Source organism: Xylanimonas allomyrinae, from assembly GCF_004135345.1.
In the GTDB taxonomy this organism is placed as follows: domain Bacteria; phylum Actinomycetota; class Actinomycetes; order Actinomycetales; family Cellulomonadaceae; genus Xylanimonas; species Xylanimonas allomyrinae.
Genome location: NZ_CP035495.1, coordinates 2,751,420 through 2,770,855 on the forward strand (window position 1 = coordinate 2,751,420; position 19,436 = coordinate 2,770,855).

General features: G+C 72.1%; 15 protein-coding genes and 1 pseudogene. 4 read left to right on the forward strand and 12 right to left on the reverse strand.

Translation table 11 applies throughout. The features are described 5' to 3' along the window. Positions 1-46 precede the first annotated feature (46 nt). From ET495_RS12500 to ET495_RS12535, 8 genes are all read right to left on the reverse strand, one after another. On the reverse strand, positions 47-913 hold the full coding sequence (locus ET495_RS12500; protein ID WP_129205076.1) for a DNA/RNA non-specific endonuclease: 867 nt from the start codon (positions 911-913) through the stop codon (positions 47-49). Between the two features lie 49 nt (positions 914-962). After that, a complete protein-coding gene (locus ET495_RS12505) occupies positions 963-2,900 on the reverse strand; it encodes a PQQ-binding-like beta-propeller repeat protein (RefSeq protein ID WP_129205077.1) in 1,938 nt (645 codons plus the stop codon). Between the two features lie 178 nt (positions 2,901-3,078). Further along, positions 3,079-3,417 carry a YbdD/YjiX family protein gene (locus tag ET495_RS18855; RefSeq protein WP_245993060.1) on the reverse strand — a complete coding sequence of 113 codons (339 nt, stop codon included), beginning with the start codon at positions 3,415-3,417 and terminating at the stop codon, positions 3,079-3,081. Next, positions 3,407-5,671 carry a carbon starvation CstA family protein gene (locus ET495_RS12515; RefSeq protein ID WP_129205078.1) on the reverse strand — a complete coding sequence of 755 codons (2,265 nt, stop codon included), beginning with the start codon at positions 5,669-5,671 and terminating at the stop codon, positions 3,407-3,409. Before ET495_RS12515 ends, ET495_RS18855 begins: the two co-directional genes overlap by 11 nt. A 282-nt stretch (positions 5,672-5,953) precedes the next feature. After that, positions 5,954-7,720, reverse strand: a complete 1,767-nt coding sequence (locus ET495_RS12520; protein ID WP_129205079.1) for an ABC transporter family substrate-binding protein — start codon at positions 7,718-7,720, stop codon at positions 5,954-5,956. Next, entirely contained in the window at positions 7,721-9,841 is a 2,121-nt protein-coding gene (locus tag ET495_RS12525; protein ID WP_245993061.1) for an ABC transporter ATP-binding protein, read from the reverse strand. Further along, on the reverse strand, positions 9,838-10,785 hold the full coding sequence (locus tag ET495_RS12530) for an ABC transporter permease (protein WP_129205080.1): 948 nt from the start codon (positions 10,783-10,785) through the stop codon (positions 9,838-9,840). The genes ET495_RS12525 and ET495_RS12530 overlap by 4 nt, the downstream gene beginning before the upstream one ends. Positions 10,786-10,796: 11 nt before the next feature. Then, positions 10,797-11,780 carry an ABC transporter permease gene (locus ET495_RS12535; protein WP_129205081.1) on the reverse strand — a complete coding sequence of 328 codons (984 nt, stop codon included), beginning with the start codon at positions 11,778-11,780 and terminating at the stop codon, positions 10,797-10,799. A gap of 323 nt (positions 11,781-12,103) precedes the next feature. Here ET495_RS12535 and ET495_RS12540 point away from each other — a divergent pair, with 323 nt between their 5' ends. The 4 genes and pseudogenes from ET495_RS12540 (at position 12,104) to ET495_RS19740 (ending at position 15,809) form a co-directional block, all read left to right on the forward strand. Then, positions 12,104-13,168: a DMT family transporter gene (locus ET495_RS12540; RefSeq protein ID WP_129205082.1), complete on the forward strand. Its 1,065-nt coding sequence runs from the start codon at positions 12,104-12,106 to the stop codon at positions 13,166-13,168. 15 nt (positions 13,169-13,183) lie between these two features. Further along, positions 13,184-13,798 (forward strand): DinB family protein, encoded by a 615-nt coding sequence (locus ET495_RS12545; RefSeq protein ID WP_129205083.1) that lies wholly within the window; start codon positions 13,184-13,186, stop codon positions 13,796-13,798. Positions 13,799-14,013: 215 nt separating this feature from the next. Beyond that, complete coding sequence (locus ET495_RS12550; protein ID WP_129205084.1) at positions 14,014-14,409, forward strand: RidA family protein; 396 nt, start codon at positions 14,014-14,016, stop codon at positions 14,407-14,409. A 51-nt stretch (positions 14,410-14,460) separates the two neighbouring features. Further along, positions 14,461-15,809, forward strand: a pseudogene (locus tag ET495_RS19740) (methyltransferase domain-containing protein). A 160-nt stretch (positions 15,810-15,969) separates the two neighbouring features. Here the strand turns inward: ET495_RS19740 and ET495_RS12565 are convergent. The 4 genes from ET495_RS12565 to ET495_RS12580 all read right to left on the reverse strand — a co-directional run bounded on the left by ET495_RS12565 (position 15,970) and on the right by ET495_RS12580 (position 19,436). Beyond that, complete coding sequence (locus tag ET495_RS12565) at positions 15,970-16,149, reverse strand: hypothetical protein (RefSeq protein WP_129205085.1); 180 nt, start codon at positions 16,147-16,149, stop codon at positions 15,970-15,972. 14 nt (positions 16,150-16,163) lie between these two features. Next, positions 16,164-16,397, reverse strand: coding sequence for a hypothetical protein (locus ET495_RS12570; protein ID WP_129205086.1), 234 nt, complete (start codon positions 16,395-16,397; stop codon positions 16,164-16,166). A gap of 766 nt (positions 16,398-17,163) precedes the next feature. Beyond that, positions 17,164-17,814 carry a zf-HC2 domain-containing protein gene (locus ET495_RS12575; RefSeq protein WP_129205087.1) on the reverse strand — a complete coding sequence of 217 codons (651 nt, stop codon included), beginning with the start codon at positions 17,812-17,814 and terminating at the stop codon, positions 17,164-17,166. Between the two features lie 548 nt (positions 17,815-18,362). After that, on the reverse strand, positions 18,363-19,436 hold the full coding sequence (locus ET495_RS12580; RefSeq protein WP_129205088.1) for an ornithine cyclodeaminase: 1,074 nt from the start codon (positions 19,434-19,436) through the stop codon (positions 18,363-18,365).

Below are 19,436 nucleotides of genomic sequence, written 5' to 3' on the forward strand. Positions count from 1 at the left end.
CACGGTGTCACGAGGCGGTGTCACAGCACCGTGTCGTAAGGCGGTGTCACAGCATGATGTCGCCCGGCCCCGTCAGCACGGTCCACGCCGGGGGGACTCCCACCGCGGCCGGCACCGCACCGCGCACGTCGGCGTCCGGGAGCGGGCCGAGGTCGAGGCCCGTCAGCGCCGCCACCTGCGCGACCGACACCTGGAAGGTGCGGAACGGGCCGAGCGGCGGCGCGTCGTCGGCCGCGAGCGCCTGCGCCCTCGCTCGAGCAAGTTCGGCGTCGTCGAGCAGCGGCGTCTGGTCGAGCACGAACGCCGTCGCGGCCAGCACGGCGTCCTGCCGGATCGGGCCGCCGTCGGGCGCGGGATGCCAGCGCGCGACGGTCCACGCCGCGACCTTCCAGAACCGGCGCGGGATGCCGACGCCGCGGTACACGGGGTCGTCGGGCGCGAGGACGGGGCCGGTGAGCACGACCACGCGGCGCTCGTGCGCCTGCGCGTACGTCAGCACATGGTCCTCGAGGCCGTTCCACAGCTCCTTCGACTGGTTGAACCGGCCCACCTGCGGCACCGCGTTCGCGTACACGAACGTGGCCTCACCGGCCTCTTTCGCCTCGGCCGTGGTGCCCCACATGGGGTCGCGGCGCCGCACCAGATGACCCCGGTCGAGCTCGTTGCGGTGGTAGAGCTCGGGTCCCGCCTGTTCGCTCTCGGGTGCGCGCCGGTCGAACCTCCAGCTTCCCGTGCGGGGCAGCGGCCGCAGCCGCCCGCCGTCGATCCCGACGGCGGTCGCGGCGGCCAGCCGACGTGCGGGATCCAGCAGCACCGTGAAGTGGAGGTGGTCGAGCCGTCGTAGGGGGCGTCCGTCACGGGGGCGCGGGAGGGGGACGGCGATGCCGAGGAACGCGGTGTCGTAACCGGTCACGCGCCCACCTCACCACGCCCGACGCCGCGCGGCGCGCGGGAGCGGCGCGTCAGGCCACGCGCACCAGCTTGTCCTCCACCACGCACAGCAGCCGCCCCGCCACCGCCAGGCAGGTGCTCTGCGGCGCGACGATCTTCGCGGCCGCCGCGCCGTCGAGGTGCCACACGACGGCGCCGGTGCGCAGGTCGTACGCCGTCCACACCGGGAGCGTGCCGTCACCGGCGTCGGAAGGGGTCACGATCACGGCGACCTTGCCGTCGGTCCACGCACCGCGCGCGAACGCCCACGGGCCGCCGCCGTAGGCGACGGCCTCGTCGATCGGCGCGGTCCAGCGCGTGACACCCGTGGCCAGGTCGACGCCGCGCACCTCGGCACCGGAGGGCGAGCTGGCGACCAGCACGATGACACCGGCACCGCGCACGAGCGCTCCCTGGCTGCGCGGTCTCTCGTCGACCTGCCACCGCTGCGTGCCGTCGGCACGGACGGCGGCGAGGTGCGTCCCGTCGTGCGTGACGACGACGCCCTCCGGGTCCGGCTCGGGCCCGCGCAGGTCGAGGCCACCCGTCCCGTCGGTCGCCCACGGGTCGAGCGGCCCTCCCGTGAGCCGCACGACCTCCCGCCCCTGGGTGTCGACGACGACAGTGGGACCGGTCCACCCGTCACCCCATCCACCGGAATCGCCACCGTCGACGATGCCCAGGCCCCCGTCGACCAGGCCTGTCGCGACGACCGGAAGGTCCGTCCCGGCTCCGGTCGCGTTCTGCCGCACGACGTCGCCCGATGCCGAGAGCACGGCCTCGAGCCCGCACAGATGGAGGACGACGCCGTCGGTGCTCGCGGCCACGGCGACCATGTCGGCGTCGAAGACCGGCGTGCCCGCCTCGTCCCAGCTCGCGCACCCCCACCACGACGACGCGTCGTCGACCAGGCCGGGGTGGAGGGTCTGCTCCCAGACCTGCTCGCCGGTGACGGCATCCTCGGCCGAGACCTTCACCTCCGGTGGTTGGACGGGCTGCGAGATCCGCCACCCGCGAGCCCTGTCCTCCTCCAGCGCGACGCCGTCGGGCGGGTCGGCGGTCCGCGTGACGCGCAGCAGCATGCCCGCGGGCCCGGTCAGGATCGTCGTTCGGTCGTCGAGGCCTGCGGGCGTGCGGGTCGTGACGTGCCCGCCGGCCTCGATGACGGTGACCGTCGTCTCGGACCCGGCGCCCTGCACGCACATCAGCGACGACCCTTGCCCCATGTAGCCACTGGCCCGGTTCAACGCCAGGGACCCGGTGTCGCACATCGCGGCGCCGGGAAGCGTCACCTTCCAGCGCTCGTCGCCCGTGTCGACATCGACGCCCCGCAGCACGGTGGAGGTCTCGGCACGCGGTTCGCCAGCCGGTTCGCCAGCCGGTTCGCCAGCCTGCCCGTCGGCGGGGTCCTCGGCCGGGTCTTCGGCCGGGTCGTCGGCCGGGTCCTCAGCCGGGTCCTCGGTGACGGTCTGCGCGAGCACGATGACGCCGTCGAGCGCCCCGATCGGCCAGAGGCCGGAGTCCCAGCTGTTGCTGCTGCCGCCCGAGATCGTCCACCACTCGCGGATCGGGTGCGAAAGGTCGAGGACCCCGCCGGGCGCGGCACGCACGCGCGCGTCGGCGGCCCGGTCGCGCAGCACCGCAGCGACCCCGCCACCCGCGAGCACGAGCACGAGCACGACGACGCCCGCGACGAGCTGCACCGGAGGGCGGCCGCGCAGCCACACGGCGGCGCGGCGCACGGCCCGGGTGAGCAGGGACGGCGGGATGAGGTCGCGGTGTCCGTCAGATTCGGCACTCGGCTCACCGGCACGAGGTCCCGCCACACCCGCTGTCGTCGCGGGCCCCGCCAGGGTGCCGTCTCCGGCGGTGCGGGTGTCCGCTGGCGCCGACGTGTCGAGCGGGCCGTCGGCGTCGTCGTCGGGCACGAGTTCGAAGGTGAACCCTCCCCGACCATCACGGCGAGCCATTTTCTGAGCCTATCTGCCGGGTGAGACGCATCGCGGGGGCAGCACCACGCGCGAGGCACGTGTGGCGGGAGATGCCCGCCGCACGTGCCTCGCGCACCGTGCCTGCGCGGACGTGCCGGCGTAGACGTGCCGGCGCGGACGTGCCGGTCGTGACGAGACGTCCGCGCCGATCCTGACGTCAGCAGCAGCGCGCGCCCGGGTTCCGGTCCTGCTCCGCGTACCGGGCGCGCCAGTACTCGCTGACGGACGGGACCCGGGATCCGGGGTGGCGGCGACGCAGGTGGGCGACGTACCGCGCGTAGTCGCTCTCGCCGAGCACGCCGGTGACGTACCAGGCCACCCCCCGCCAGCCCCGCCTCAGGAGACCCACGCCGCCCACCTCCGGTGCGGGGCCCGGCGCGTCGGCACGCAGCGCGCGGTGCGCGGCGCGCACCTCACCGCACACCTCACCGCACACCTCACCGTGCAGCTCACCGTGCAGCTCACCGTGCACCTCACCGGGCAGCTCACCGTGCACCTGCCGACGCCCCGACCGTCCCGTGCTCCGCCTCGTAGGCCGCCCACTGGGCCGCGACCTCGCGCTCGACGTCGGTCATGACCAGCGACTTGGGTGCGAACCGGTACGAGGGCGAGTCGGGCTCCTCCGTGGTGGGCAGCCCGCCCGCACGGACGGCCCGGATGCCGACCCAGATCGCGACGAGCGCGACCACGATCACCAGCACCGCGAACACGATCGACAACGTGCCCTGCACGGCCGTGTTGCGGATGACGGCGTCCATCGCCTCGGGCGTGGCCGCCGTGCCGAACGACGTCTCGCCCGCGGCACGCGCCTGCCGGAACGCGCTGTTCTGCGCCCAGTAGCCCAGCGAGGGCACGTCGCTGAAGATCTTCTGCCACGACGCCGTCATCGTCACCGTGAGGTCCCACACGAGCGGAAGCGCGGGGATCCACGCCCACCGCAGGTGGCCCTTCTTGATGACGACGACGGTCACCACCGACAGTGCCATGGCCGCGAGGAGCTGGTTGGCGATGCCGAACAGCGGGAACAGCGTGTTGATGCCGCCCAGCGGGTCGGTCACGCCCATGAGCAGGATCGCTCCCCACAGCCCGCAGACGACGATCGACGCGATCCACGCCCCGACCCGCCACGACGGGTCGCGGAACCGCTTGAGGCCGCCGCCCAGGTTGCCCAGGGTGTCGGTCAGCATGAAGCGCGCGACCCGCGTGCCGGCGTCCACGGTGGTGAGGATGAACAGCGCCTCGAACATGATCGCGAAGTGGTACCAGAACGCCTTGAGCGCTGCCCCGCCGAGGAACGAGTGCAGGATCTCGGCCATGCCGAAGGCGAGCGTGGGCGCGCCGCCGGTGCGGGAGATGATCGACTCCTCGCCGACGCTGTCGGCCGCCACCTGGATGGCCTCGGGCGTGATGGGCGTGCCGCCCGTGATGGGCAGGCTGTTGACGTACTCGGCCGCCGACGCCGGTTCGCCGCCCGTGAGGTTGGCTCCCGCGTTGAGCGTGAAGTACAGGTGCTGGTCGATCGAGACGGCGGTGACCAGCGCCATGATCGCGACGAACGACTCGGTGAGCATGCCGCCGTACCCGATGAGGCGAAGCTGGCTCTCCTTCTCGACCAGCTTGGGCGAGGTGCCCGAGGAGATCAGGGCATGGAAGCCGGAGAGCGCACCGCACGCGATGGTGATGAACAGGAACGGGAACAGCGACCCGGCGAACGCCGGCCCGGTGCCGGTGCGGGCAAACTCCGAGACGGCGGGTGCCTGGACCGCGGGCTGGGCGACGAGCACCCCGACGGCGAGCAGCACGATGGTGCCGACCTTCATGAACGTCGACAGGTAGTCGCGTGGCGCGAGCAGCAACCACACGGGCAGCACCGAGGCGAGGAACCCGTAGCCCACGATGAGCCACGCGATCGTCGTCTTGTCGAGCGTGAAGAGGTTGGCGCCCCAGGTCGTGTCGGCAACCCAGCCGCCGACGACGATGGCCGCGACGAGCAGCACGACGCCGATGACCGACACCTCGGCGACCCGCCCGGGCCGCAGGTAGCGCAGGTACACGCCCATGAACAGCGCGATGGGGATGGTCATGCCGACCGAGAACACGCCCCAGGGCGACTCGGCCAGGGCGTTGACGACGACCAGGGCGAGCACGGCGATGATGATGATCATGATGACGAAGACGCCGACCAGGCCGGCGACACCGCCGACGCTGCCCAGCTCGTCACGGATCATCTGGCCCAGCGAACGACCCCTGCGCCGCGTGGACAGCCACAGCACGAGGTAGTCCTGCACCGCGCCCGCGAGCACGCCGCCGATGATGATCCACAGCGTGCCGGGCAGGTAGCCCATCTGCGCGGCGAGCACGGGCCCCACGAGCGGCCCGGCGCCGGCGATCGCGGCGAAGTGGTGGCCGAAGAGGACGCGACGGTCGGTGGGCGCGAAGTCGTGCCCGTTCTCGTGCTGCTCGGCCGGGGTCGCGCGGTCGTCGCGGGGCCGCACGACCTTGTACTCGATGAGCCGCGCGTAGAACCGGTAGGCGATGACATAGGTGCCGACGGCGGCGAGGACGAAGTAGGCGGCGTTGACGTCCTCCCCGCGCAGGATGGCGATGAGCGCCCACGCCACGGCGGCGACCACGGCGATGACGGCGAAGAGGACTCTCTTGCCGGGGGTCATGGGGCGCCGGTCGACGACGGCGACCGGTGGCCGGTCCGGATCGGTTCGGACCAGTTCGACAAGCTCGGGCGAGCGCACGTGGGGCCTCCTTGCCACAGGTGGTGCCGCGACTCCGGGCGTCGGTGCACGGGGTCGTCGGGCACACACTAGTAGCACCGATTACGTTTTCGCAGCACTTCTCCGCCGGGGAAGCAAACGTTGGATTTCTTGCGCCGCTGGGCTCGAACGGACCCGAACGGACGCGCCCAGGCCGGAACACGAGGAGCATGCGCGAACGGCCCCGCCGCCTCCTGTGGAGGCAGCGGGGCCGTTCGTCCTTCCGAGCGCTGTCAGCCGCGCAGAACCATCAGTTCCGCACGGTCACTTCTGCCAGCCGATGTTCTCGGCGTGCCAGTTGAGGTCCTTGAAGCCCGAGGTCCCGCCCTGGCTGCTCACGCTGAAGTTCGCCAGGCCGGCCTTCGCGGCGACCATCTGCGGGCCGTTGTACAGCGGGAACGTGCCGTACAGCTTGAGCGCGGCCTTCTCGGCCTTGTTGAGCTGCGCGATCGCCTTCGACGTGTCTTCGATCAGGCCGGCCTTCTTGAACTCGGTGTCGTTCGCGGGCGTACCGATGTACGTGAAGTTCGAGTCCGAGTCGGAGCAGTAGAGCTGGCAGCCCGAGGTCGAGTAGCCGTAGGGGTCGGAGGCCGACCAGCCCATGATGAGCATCTCGTACTTTCCGCCGATGACGACGTCGGAGAACTTCGACGGGTCCTGGTTGTCGAGCTGGACGTCGATCCCCGCAGCCTTGCCCATTGCCTGGACGGCGTTGGCGATGGCGGCCTGGGTCGGCGAGTCGCCGAAGAAGGTGTACTTGATCGACAGGGCCTTGCCGTCCTTCTCGTAGATGCCCGTCGACGAGTTCTTCGCGTAGCCCGCGGCCTCGAGCGTCTTGCCCGCGGTCTCGGCCGAGAACGTGGCGTCGGCCGGCATGTTGTCCTCGTATCCTTCCTGGAACGGGAACATGATCTCCGACCCCAGCGGGTCCTCGTGCCAGTTCAGGCCCTGGAACTTGATCTCCGCGAGCTTCGTCCGGTCGATCGACTGCGTCAGTGCCTCGCGCACCGCCTGGTCCTTGAGCGCGTCGGCCTTGGTGTTGAGGGTCACGACGGCCGACGACAGCGCGTAGTTCACGCGCACGGTGGTGTTGTCCATGCCCTGCGCGACCTTGAGACGGTCGGCCGAGGTGACGTCGGTGACGTCGATCTCGCCGTTCTGGAAGGCGTTGATCGAGGCCGACGGGTCCATGACCTTGAACTGAATCTTGTCGAGCAGCGGCTTGTCGCCCCACCACTTGTCGTTGGGCACGAAGGTGGCCTGCGTGTCATCGAAGGAGTCGACCTTGAACGGGCCGGCAGCCCACTCGTTGTGCGGGTTGTTGACCCAGCCCTGCGTGTACGTGTCGACGTCGACGGCCTTCGGGTTCTCCAGGTTGCCGAAGAGAACCTGGTACGGGTAGAAGGGCTCCGAGAACGTGACGACGGCCTGCTTCGCGTCCTTGCCCTGCTCGACCGACTTGACCTGGTCGTACCCGGTCGTCGACGGCGGGTTGTAGCCCTCGGTCTGGCCCGACTGCGTCTTCCAGGTCGCTTCGAACGCCGTCCAGTCGATCGGCGTGCCGTCGTTCCAGGTGGCCTTCGGGTTGACGTCGTAGGTGACGACCAGCGGGTCCTCGGACGTGACCTCGACCTTGGTCAGGTAGTCCGGGTTCGGCGTCGGGTTGCCCGACACGTCGTAGTCCCAGAGCTGGGGCTGGTAGAGCTGCCACATGTGAGCCATGTAGAGGGTGTTGCCGTCGGTCGAGAACGAGTTCCAGTTCGGGCCGATCTCCGACGTGTCGAGCGTCAGCGTGCCGCCCTGCTGAAGCGCATCGCGGTCCTGGGTGTTGTCGTAGGCGACTCCGGCCTCAGGCATCGGGTAGTTCGAGCCCATCGTCTTGGCGTCGAAGCCGGCGGCGGGCTGCTTCGCCGTCGCGTCGTGCTCGCCCGAGTCGGCGTTGTTGCCACCGGAGCTGCACGCCGAGAGCGCGAGCGCCAGGGCGGTGACGACGACGGCTGCGCGAGCCGACGTCTTCCGCATGCTCTTCATTCAGTTCTCCTTGGGTTCCGGTCCGGGTGAGGACAGCGGGAAGTGACAGGCGGCGGCGTGGTCCGCGCCTGTCAGCTCAGGAAGCTCGGTGTCGCACCGGCGCTGGTCCGCGGCGGGCAGGATCGCCCGCACCGGGCAGCGACCGGCGAACCGGCATCCCGTGATCTCCTGCGCGGGGCTGGGCTGGTCGCCCGCGAGCACGATGCGCGTTCTGCTGCGCTCGAGCTGCGGGTCGGGCAGTGGTACCGCCGACAGGAGGGCCTGGGTGTACGGGTGACGCGGGGCGGTGAAGACCGTCTCCGTGTCGCCCTGCTCCACGACCTGGCCCAGGTACATGACCGCGACGCGCGCGGAGATGTGCCGGATCACCGACAGGTCGTGGGCGACGAAGAGGAAGGCGACGCCGAGCTGCGCCTGGAGGTCTTCGAGCAGGTTGATGACGCCGGCCTGGATCGAGACGTCGAGCGCCGAGACGGGCTCGTCGAGCACGACGAGGCGCGGGCTGACGGCGAGCGCCCGCGCGATGGCGATGCGCTGACGCTGACCCCCGGAGAACTGCGACGGGAACCTGTCGACGTGGTCGGGGTTGAGGCCCACAAGCCTCATCAGCTCGCCGATGCGCTCGTTGATGCGCGTCTTGGACCAGCCGTGCACCGTCAGCGGCTCGGCGAGCACGTCGTAGACGGGCAGGCGCGGGTCGAGCGAGCTCATCGGGTCCTGGAACACGATCTGCAGCTCGCGGCGCAGCGCTGCCCGCTCGGCGCGGGGCAGGCCGTCGAGGTTCTTGCCGAGGACGGCGATGGTGCCGCCCTGCGGCGCCTGGAGCTTCATGATCTCCAGCAGCGTCGTCGTCTTGCCCGACCCGGACTCGCCGACCAGTGCGAGCGTCTCGCCCTCGCGCACGTCGAACGTGACGCCGTCGACGGCCTTGACCGTGCCGACGCGGCGGCGCATGAGCCCGCCCTTCGTGAGCGGGAAGTGCTTTTGCAGGCCGCTGACCTGCAGCACCGGGGCGCGCTCCTCGCGCGGCACGCCGGCGAGCACCGACTCGGCGGCTTCGTCCACGTGGTAGACGTCCTCGAACGTCAGGTCCCGCTCGGCGATCTCGTCGGCGCGGACGCACGCCGCGAGCTGGTCGTCGCGGCCGGTGACGGGCGCGAGCGGCGGCTCGGCGGTGCGGCAGCGGTCCTCGGCGAGCGGGCAGCGGGGCGCGAACGGGCACCCCACGGGCAGGTCGACGAGGGACGGCGGGGTGCCCTGGATGGGCACGAGGCGGCGGTTCTCGCCGCGGTCGGGGCGCGGGACCGCTCCCAGCAGGCCCATGGTGTACGGCATCGCGGGGCGCGCGTAGAGCTCGTCGACCGGTGCCTTCTCGACGGGCCTGCCCGCGTACATCACCAGGACGTCGTCGGCGACGCCGGCCACCACGCCGAGGTCGTGCGTGATCATGACGACCGCGGCACCCGTCTCGCGCTGCGCCGTCTTGAGGACGTCGAGCACCTGGGCCTGGATGGTGACGTCGAGGGCCGTCGTCGGCTCGTCCGCGATGATGACGTCGGGGTTGTTGGCGATGGCGATCGCGATCATGACGCGCTGGCGCATGCCGCCCGAGAACTGGTGCGGGAACGACTTGAGGCGCTCGGCCGGGTTGGGGATGCCGACCAGGTCGAGCAGCTCGATCGAGCGCTCGCGCACCTGCCTGCGCGTGAGGTCCTGGTGCAGGTCGAGCGCCTCGGCGAGCTGGTCGCCGATCGAGAACACCGGGGTCAGGGCCGAGAGCGGGTCCTGGAAGATCATCGCGAGGTCGTCGCCGCGGTACTTCGACAGCTCGAGCTCGCTGAGCCCGAGCAGCTCGCGGCCCTTGAGCCGGATCGAGCCCTCGACGCGCGCGTTGCGGTCGAGCAGGCCCATCACGGCCAGGGACGTCACGGACTTGCCGGAGCCCGACTCGCCCACGATGCCGAGCGTGCGCCCCGGCAGCAGGTCGAAGCTGACGCCACGCACCGCACGCACCGTGCCGGCCTCGGAGGCGAAGCTGACGTGCAGGTCCCGCACCGACAGCACGGGCTCGCGTGCGACGCCGAGCGGGTCGTGCACGTCCTGGGTCGCGGTCGTGATCACGCCTTGCCTCCCGAGCGCGAGTAGGGGTCGATGGCGTCGCGCAGGCCGTCACCGATGAGCTGCATCGAGAAGGTCAGGGCGACCAGGAAGATCGACGGCGCCAGCAGCACCCACGGCGAGGTGAGCACCACGGACTGCCCGGCCTGCAGGATCGTGCCCAGCGAGGTGTCGGGCGCCTTGACGCCCAGGCCGAGGAACGACAGCGCCGTCTCGGAGTTCACCGCGCCGACGACGCCGAGCACCGTCTGGATGATGAGCACCGACCCCAGGTTGGGGATGAGGTGCCGCCTGATGATCGTGAACGAGCGCACGCCCATGTAGCGGGCGGCATGCACGTAGTCGAGCTCACGCAGCGACAGCGTGAGGGTGCGCAGCACACGGGCGTAGCCGACCCAGCCGAACGCGGTGAGCGCCAGGGTCAGCACCAGCCATCCGCCCTTGCCGGACGCCGACCGCGTGATCATCGCGATGAGCAGGAACGACGGGATGACGAGCAGCATGTCGAGGATCCACATGCCGATGCGCTCGACGACGCCCTCGAAGAACGCGACGGTCGTGCCGATGACCGCCGCCACGAGCGTGATCGCCAGGGACGACAGGATGCCGATGAGCAGCGACCTGCCCAGGCCGCGCGCGACGAGCGCGAAGACGTCGGAGCCGCCCGTCGTCGTGCCGAACCAGTGCTCGGCGCTGGGCGCCTGGGCGAGCGCGAGGAAGTCGGGCTCGTCGTAGGCCCACTGCCCGATCATGGGACCGAAGATCGCGAAGAGGACCAGCAGGCCCAGCAGGACGAGGCCCGCCACCGCGGACCTGCGTCGCGCGAACCGCCGCACGATGAGGGTGGCCCGCCCGGTGCGCCGCAGTCCCGGCTGGTCGCCGCCCTGCTCGTCCGCGACGACCTCGGCCGCGGTGGCCGCCGTGACGGTGAGCTCGGTGTTCGCCATGGCCGTCCTCCTCAGCTGATCCGGACGCGGGGGTCGAGCCACGACACGGCGACGTCGGCGGCCAGCGCGCCGACGAGCGTGCACGCGCCACCGAACGCGGCGATGGCGACCGACGCGTTGATGTCGTTCTGGATGATCGAGGTGATGAAGTACCGGCCCAGCCCGTTGATCGCGAACACCGACTCGGTGATGACCGCGCCCGTGAAGACGCCCGCGATCGAGAAGGCGACGTTGACCGTCGTCGGGATGAGCGAGGTGCGCAGCGCGTGCTTGCGGATCGCGACGTTGAGCGGCAGGCCCTTGGCGCGGGCCGTGCGCACGTAGTCGGCGTTCATCGTGTCGAGCAGGTAGGTGCGCTGGGTCAGGTGGTACGTGACGCCGGTGATCACCGTGAGCACGATGGTGGGCAGGATGAGGTGCTGCCCCAGGTCGCTGAGCTTGAGCAACCAGTTGTGGCCGTCATAACTATGCAGCCCGGTGACGTAGAACAACCGGAAGCCGAGCGCCTGGTTGAGGTAGATCGCGCCGATGACGACGAACAGCGCGAGCACCGCCGTCGGGACCACCAGGAAGAACGTCGAGACGCCGCCCAGCACACGGTCCTGCCACTTGTACTGCCGGATCGCCGTGTACACGCCGACGCTGACGCCGATGACGATGCCGAGCACCGTGGCCAGGGTGACGAGCTGGACCGAGGCGCCGATGCGGGAGCTGATCGCGCCGGCCACCGGCTCCTGCGAGGGGCTCAGGCCCCAGTTCCAGTGCAGGACGATGTTGGTGAGCCAGTTCCAGTACCGCTCGAAGATGGGCGTCTGGTCGTTGATGTTGGCCGCCGTCAGCGAGGCGTTGATCGACGCCTCCGGTGGCCGGGGGTTGCGCGCCAGGTAGTTGGAGCGCGGGTCCATGAAGAACGATGCCAAGAAGTAGGTGAACGACGTCGCCAGGAACAGCATGACGATGTAGTTCACGACCCGGCGCAGGAGGAAGCGCGCCATCAAGGCCTCCGGCCTTCCCGGTAGTCCCCGCTGTCGCGGCCCTGATCACACGAGCACATGTCCACCCTCTGAGCAGTTTGCGCTGCGGCCTTGCGGGCCGCTTAACCGTCTGTTAACAACGCGCCCCCATCGGCCCGAGAAACGTAGTCCGGGCGGACTGGTGCTCCGCGCCACGGCTGGCATTCCCGGATCCTCCCGATGACGCACGCGCACGCAGTTCCACGGCATCGAGGCAGCATCGACGCAGGTCAGAGCGACGCTGCCAGTAAAAATTACGATTTGGTCACAATGTCTGATCGTTTGCACCCTTCTAGACTCCGGGCATGACCCCCCGCCCCGGCACCGAGCGACCTGGCGGGCGCGAGTCGCTGCTCGGCGTCGCGCTCGCCGTGCTCGGGGGCGTCGGCGTGGCCGTGCAGAGCCGGCTCAACGGCACGCTCGCCGAGCATCTCGGCTCCGGGTTCGCCGCCGCCGTCGTGTCCTTCGGGTCCGGGCTGGTGGTGCTCGCGCTCGCACTCGCGCTGTGGCCGCGCTCGCGCGCGGCGCTGCGGCGCGTCGCGTCGGCGCTGCGAGCCTCGGGGCGCACGCACGACGACGCTCCCCACGCCGCGACACCGCGCCTGCGCTGGTGGGAGTGCGTCGGCGGGGCGGCGGGCGGGTTCTTCGTCGCCACGCAGGGCCTGACCGTGGGCCGGCTCGGGGTCGCCGTGTTCATCGTCGCGATCGTCGCCGGGCAGTCCGTGAGCTCGCTCGTCGTCGACCGGCTCGGCCTCGCCCCGGGCGGGGTGCGGCCCATCACCGTGGGACGAGCGCTGGGGCCGGCGCTCACCGTCGTCGCGGTGCTCGTGTCCGTCGGAGACCGGCTCGGGTCGGCGTCCACGCTCGCGCTCGCCGCGCTGCCCGTGCTCGCGGGCGCGGGATCGGCGTGGCAGCAGGCGGTCAACGGCCGCGTGCGCGCCGTCGCGAGCGACGCCCCCGGCGGGTTCGGCCCGGGCGTCGCCACCGCGACGTTCCTCAACTTCCTCGTCGGGACCACCGTGCTGGTCGTCGCCCTCGCGGTGTCCCTCATCGTCTCGGGCGTGCCGTCGGGCCGCTTCCCGGCGGAGCCGTGGCTGTACGCCGGCGGCGTCGTCGGCATCGGGTTCATCGGGATCTCGGCCGCCGTCGTCCACCGCATCGGCGTGCTCCTGCTGAGCCTGGGCATGATCGCCGGGCAGATCGTCGGCGCGGTCGCGATCGACGCCGTCACACCCGGGGCGCGGCCCCCCGGGCTCTCCACCTACGCGGGAGCCGGGCTGACGCTCGTCGCGGTCGCGCTGCCTGCACTGGCCCAGCGCCGACGCGGCGGGGCCGTGCGGCCCCGCCGACGCGTCACGCAGCGGCGATGACACCAGACTGGGGAAATGACACCTCGCCACCATCCGAAGGACGCCCTGCGCGACTACCTGCAGCGAGCACGCGACGCGATCGTGTGGAAGACCGAGGGCCTCTCCGAACGCGACCTGCGCCTGCCCCGCACCGCGACGGGCACCAACCTGCTCGGGCTCGTCAAGCACTGCATCGCCGTCGAGGTCGGCTACCTCGGGTACACGTTCGACCGCCCGTGGCCCGACCTCGCCGAGATCCCGTGGCTTCGCTCGTGGATCGACCCCACCGTCGCTGACGTCGCCGAGGAAGACCTCTACGCGACACCCGACGAGTCCGCCACCGCGCTCGTCGACCTCTACCGCCGCGCCTGGGCCCACGGCGACGCCACGATCGACGCGCTCGACCTCGACTCCCCCGGCCGCGTGCCGTGGTGGCCCGACGAACGCGCCGACGTCGACCTCCACCTCGTCCTCGTCCACCTGCTCGCCGAGCTGCACCGGCACGCGGGCCACGCCGACATCGTGCGCGAAGGCATCGACGGCGCCGCGGGCGTGGGCCGGACGCACAGCAACCTGTGGACGCCCGTCGAGGAGCGTGCGACGTACGTCGCACGCCTGCGCGCGATCGCCGAGCGGTTCCCTGCGGGCTGATCCCCCAGGGCGTCAGGCCCGTCGCGTCACCCTGTTTCTCACCCTGGTTCTCACCCGGTTCCTCACCCGGCTCCGCACCTTCTTCCGCGTGTGGTTCCGCGTGTGGTTCCTCACCCACGCGTCACCCGCACTTCACCCGCGCGGCGCGACGCGCCCGGGGGCATACGGTCAGGGCATCCGGCACCCAACGCCCCACCCCGTCGGGAGGTTCCGTCATGATCGAGCGCGTCAACCCCGCCTCGCTGTACCAGAGCCCGGTGTTCTCCCAGGGCACCATCGCGCCCGCGGGCCGCACGCTCTACGTCGGCGGCCAGAACGGCGTCGACGCCGACGGCGTCATGGCATCGGGCGTGGTCGCCCAGGTCACGCAGGCGATCGCCAACGTCCAGGCGGTGCTCGAGGCCGCCGGCACCACGCCCGACGACGTCGCCAAGCTCACCATCTACCTCGACCAGACCGTCGACCCGCGAGAGGCATACGCGGCGTCGGTCGAGGCGTGGGGAGCCCGCCGGACCGCCGTGACGGCGATGCTGGTCGCAGGGCTCGCGGTGCCGGGCGCGCTCGTGGAGATCGAGGCCATCGCATCGCTGCCGGAGCAGCCCGCGCGCTGAAGGCCCGCGAGGGTTCGACCCGCCGTCCCTGCGATCGGCGACAATGGCCGGGTGCAGTGCCACCACTACGACGCCGGACGCTGCCGCTCGTGCACGCTGCTCGAGGTGGCCTACCCGACGCAGGTCGCTGACAAGGAGCGGCACGTGCGAGACCTGCTCACACCGCTGCCCGGCGCCCGCGACCTGGCCTGGCTGCCACCCGTGACCAGCACCGAGCACGGGTTCCGCAACAAGGCCAAGATGGTGGTCACCGGCAGCATCGAGGCGCCCGTGATCGGGATCCTCGGTGCGCTGCCCTCGGAAGAGCCCAGGGGCGTCGACCTCACCGACTGCCCCCTCTACCCACCCGCGCTCCAGGCGGCGTTCGGCCCCCTCGCCGAGCTCGTCACCCGCGCGCGGCTCCAGCCCTACGACCTGACGCCGTCACGCACCCGCGTCACCCCGCGCGACGCCGCCCGGCGCGGCGAGCTCAAGCACCTCCTCGTCACCGTGTCGCCCGCCGGCGAGCTGATGGTGCGCCTGGTGCTGCGCTCGCAAGAGCCCGTCGCGCGCCTGCGCAAGCACCTGCCGTGGCTCCAGGCCGCCCTGCCGCGGCTCGCGGTGCTGAGCGTCAACCTCCAGCCCGAGCACAAGGCGGTGCTGGAGGGACCCGACGAGATCGTCCTGACCGAACGAGGCACTCTGCCCATCACGCTGCCCATCACGCTGCCCATCACGCCGGCCGTCACGCTGCCCATCACACCGCCCGCCGGCCACGACGTCGGCCAGCCCGTCGGCGCCAGGCCCGCGGTCCGTCAGGAGACGAGCGCCCCGGCGTGACCAGCCGGGACGCTCACGAGCTCACGTTGCACCTGCGCCCGCAGTCGTTCTTCCAGACGAACACGACGGTGGCCGGGGCGCTGTACCGGCAAGCACGGGAGTGGGTCGACGACATCGGGCCGACCAGCCTGTGGGACCTGTACTGCGGCGTCGGCGGGTTCGCCCTGACGTGCGCGGCACCCGGGCGGGCCGTCACCGGGATCGAGCTGTCGGCGGAGGCCGTAGCGAGCGCCGAGTCGACCCGCGGCGAGATCGCGGCGGCGTCGGACGCGGGAACGGCAGCCATGGCGAGCGTCCGGTTCGCAGCAGGCGACGCGACGGCGTTCGCGCTCGCCGCCGATCCCGCGGAGGTTCCCGACCTCGTCATCGTCAACCCGCCGCGGCGCGGCATCGGCCCCGAGCTCGCAGGATGGCTCGAGACGTCGTCGGCGCGGTGGGTGCTCTATTCGAGCTGCAACGCGGTGACGCTGGCACGCGACCTGGCACACATGCCCTCGCTGCGTCCGAAGCGCGCCCGGCTGCTCGACATGTTCCCGCAGACCCGGCACTACGAGGTGCTCACGCTGCTGGAGCGCCCGTAACGGTGCGGGATCGGCGCCCCGGGAGAGCCCGGCCGCACGTCCGTCGAGTCCCGGCCGTCCCGGCGAGCGGCGCCCTGGCGCATCGACGTCGAGGAGACGCCGAGCGGACGCCGAGCGGACGCCGGGTGGACGCCGAGGGCGCGCCCCGACCACGGCCTAGCTAGCCTGCGGCCAGTCCAGCGGCCAGTCCCGCGCCGACGCCTGGTCCCGCACCCGGGTCGAAGCCCTCGTCAGGAGCCACTCCTGGGTCCGCGGCGTCGGCCGGCCGCCACTGTGCGAGCGCGACGGTCGTGCCCGCCGAGAGGGGCGTCCGCAGGTGGAGGGTGAGCACCTGCTCCACGCACGCCGCATTCCTCAGCAGCCATGCGCCCGGCGCCAGACCGGGTGCCCACGGCGGCGCAGGGAACGCACTCCCCCGTGAGCGCCGAAGGTCAGCAGCGACTCGGAGTCGACGTCCGCGTCGACCTGCGTGAGCGTGCGCGGGCGACCCACGCCGGCCTCGGACACCGTCACCGTGTAGAACGCGCCAGCGCCGGTCCCGGGCGAACCGCAGGCCGCGGGTGGCAGCACGACGGTCAGCGACGTCACCCGCTCGGGCGCGGAGGACCCCGACCCGTCGGGGCCGTCCTCGCCGTCCGGTCCCGTCGACGGCGGAGGCCCGGACGGGCCCCCCGACGGCTCCTGCGACGGCTCCTGCGACGGCGCTGTGCCCGTCGTGCCGTCGTCGTCTCCCGGCGCCGTCCCGGTCCCTGCTCCGGCCCCTGCTTCGGCCCCTGTTCCCGGCGTCGGGGGCCGGCTCGCGGGGTTGCTCGGTCCCGAGCTCGGCCCAGAACCGCCCGGCGGCGGTGCCGCCGCCGAGAAGCCGTCTGGAGCGGTGGTCGCTCCCTCGGCGAGGTGGTCGCCAGGCTCCGCGCCCTGGCCATCCGACGTCGTCCTGTCACCGGCACCGCGAGGTGACGGCGCGGGAGCGCCCGGAGCGTCGCTCGGTGCCTGTCCCGCCGGTCCGGACGGCGCATCTTCCGCGCCCTCGGCGCCCGCACCGTTTCCCCCAGACAGTCCCACGGCGGGTTCCGCCGTCCGTCCCGTGGCCTGCTCCGCGGCCGGAGCCGCGCCCGGACCGGCGACCAGCGGAGAGGTCGCACGGTCACCGCCAAGGGCCAGCGCAAGCGCCACCGCACCGGCGGCCACGGCCCCGACCGCCGCTCCTCCGGCCACGAGCCCGGCCGTCGGCACACCGTGGAACGTCGTGCGCGCCCCGCCCCGCGACGCCTCGCGCAGCACGTCACGGTGCCGGTCGTGCCGCCGGTCGTGACGCCGGTCGTGACGCCGGTCGGGCCGTCGGTCCTGCCGTAGGTCAGACCGTCGGTCGTGCCGCAGGTCCTGCCGCCTCGGCATGTCTCCCGCACCGCCCGCACCCCCGCACCGCCCGCAGCGAGCAGCGCGGACGGTCCGCCCGCCGACGCCGCCCCGCCGGCCCGGCGACGATCGGGCCCGCCGCGGTGAGGCCGGCACCACCGGCGAGCAGCGCGGCGGCCGCGTCACGCACCGCCCAGCCGGACTGCCGCACGTCCACGAAGGCACGCATGCACTCCTGGCACCCGAAGAGGTGCTCCTCGAGCACGCGTCTCCGCCCTGACGGCACCCGGTGACGCACGTACTCGGCGAGCGAAGCCCGCGTGGCCGCGCAAGCCCCTGACGCGTGCGCGGCCGCGCGAGCGTGCACGTCCGCGAAGCTCGACCTCAGCGCACGTTCCGCCCCGCGAAGCCGCCGCTGAGCCTCATCAGGCGCGACTCCGAGGCTGTCGGCGATCGTGCTGTCGTCGGCCACCTCGACGTGTCGCAGCCAGAGCACGAGCTGATCGTCGTGCCCGAGCCCGGCGAGCGCGGCCCGCACCACATCCGGGTCCGCGGTGCCGTCCTCTCCCGGCGCCCTGCCGTGCGCGAGGGCACGCATCGCCGCAAGTGCTTCCCCGATCGTGTACGCGCCGTCGCGACTGATCGTCACGATGCCCTCACCTTCGTCGGCCTGATCTGCTGCTCGCCTGGTTCTGCTGGTTCCGTCAGTTCTGGTTCTGGCTGTTCTGGTTCTGGTTCGGCTCTGGTTCTGGTTCGGCTTCTGGCTCGGCCAGCCCGGCGCTCAGCATCCGGCCGGCTGGACGCCACGCACCGCATGCCTCACGCATGCCTCGCGCGGGCAGCGCTCGCCGCCGGCTCGGCCGGATCGGCCTCGGCCCCCACTCCAGCCTGCGCAGTCCCCACCAATGCGAAGCCCAGCCCACGCGGAACACGTCCCACGCGAAGCCCAGCCCACGCGAAGCGCGTCCCCTCGGCCCGGCGTGCTCCGCCCGACGTGCGCGGCCCTCCCCACGGCCCCGCAGCGCCCCGGCTCAGCGGTCGTCTTCCCACGTCGTCCGACGACGGACGATCCGCCCGCTGGCACCACGCGCACCACGCGCACCGCCACGCACCACCATGCATCACCATGGCCCCCGCCATCGGGCGCCCTGGGCCGTCCATGATGCCATCCGGTGTCGGCGCCGGTCCACCATCCCCTCAGAGCGGGGCGACCACCCGGTTGCTCTCCGCCGCGACACGCGAAGACACGAGGGAGAACAGGTCCTTGGGGTCGGCCGGCTCGGCGATGATGTCGAGCCACTGGACCAGGTCGTCGGGCGCGACGCCGTCCCCCACCAGCTCGTCGCGCACGAACCGCAGCATCGTGAGGTCCTCGACGCCGAACCCGACCGAGTCGAAGATCGTCAGCTCGTCCGCACCACGACGGCCCGGTGCCTCGCCGCGCACGACCCGCCACAGCTCGGTCACCGGGAAGTCCGCGGGCAGCGCCTGGATCTCGCCCTCGACGCGCGTCTGCGGCTCGTGCTCCACGAACACACGCGCACGCGCCACGGTGGCCGCCTCGAGCTCCGTCTTGCCCGGGCAGTCGCCGCCGATGGCGTTGACGTGCTGGCCCGCGACGACGTCGGCGTCGCGCAGCACGACGGCGTTGCGCTTGTCGGCGGTGCACGTCGTGACGACGTCGGCACCGCGCGCCGCAGCGCCGGCGTCCCCGCACACCGTGACCTCGAAGCCCAGGGCGGCCGCGTTGCGGGCGAGCTTCGCGCTGGCCGCGGTGTCGACGTCGAACACGCGCAGCGTGGTGACGCCGAGCTCGGCGCGCATGCCCAGCGCCTGGAACTCCGCCTGCGCGCCGCAGCCGACGAGGGCAAGCGTGCGTGAGCCGCGCGGCGCGAGGTACCGGGCAGCGAGCGCCGACGTCGCGGCGGTCCGCAGCGCGGTCATGAGGGTCATCTCCGCGACGAACGACGGGTAGCCGTTGTGGACGTCGGCCAGGACGCCCATCGCCGTGACCGTCTGGTAGCCGCGCGACGGGTTGAGGGGATGTCCGTTGACGAGCTTGAACCCGAAGGTCGTGGCGTCCGCGGCCGGCATGAGCTCGATGACCCCGTCGCGCGAGTGCGAGGCCAGGCGCGGGCGCGTCTCCAGCTCGGGCCAGCGGCGGAAGTCACGCTCGAGGGCGTCGGTGAGGTCGGCGATGACCCGTTCCGGGCCACGTCGCGCGATCCAGCGGGCGGTCGCGGGGACGTCGAGGTAGGGGACGCGGGTCAT

What these genes read in the sequence shown, in the direction of transcription:
- ET495_RS12505 (WP_129205077.1), bottom strand. Translation starts at nt 2,900, where the DNA reads ATGGCTCGCCGTGATGGTCGGGGAGGGTTCACCTTCGAACTCGTGCCC.
- ET495_RS12520 (WP_129205079.1), bottom strand. Translation starts at nt 7,720, where the DNA reads ATGAAGAGCATGCGGAAGACGTCGGCTCGCGCAGCCGTCGTCGTCACC.
- ET495_RS12530 (WP_129205080.1), bottom strand. Translation starts at nt 10,785, where the DNA reads ATGGCGAACACCGAGCTCACCGTCACGGCGGCCACCGCGGCCGAGGTC.
- ET495_RS12535 (WP_129205081.1), bottom strand. Translation starts at nt 11,780, where the DNA reads ATGGCGCGCTTCCTCCTGCGCCGGGTCGTGAACTACATCGTCATGCTG.
- ET495_RS12540 (WP_129205082.1), top strand. Translation starts at nt 12,104, where the DNA reads ATGACCCCCCGCCCCGGCACCGAGCGACCTGGCGGGCGCGAGTCGCTG.
- ET495_RS12545 (WP_129205083.1), top strand. Translation starts at nt 13,184, where the DNA reads ATGACACCTCGCCACCATCCGAAGGACGCCCTGCGCGACTACCTGCAG.
- ET495_RS12550 (WP_129205084.1), top strand. Translation starts at nt 14,014, where the DNA reads ATGATCGAGCGCGTCAACCCCGCCTCGCTGTACCAGAGCCCGGTGTTC.
- ET495_RS12580 (WP_129205088.1), bottom strand. Translation starts at nt 19,436, where the DNA reads ATGACCCGCGTCCCCTACCTCGACGTCCCCGCGACCGCCCGCTGGATC.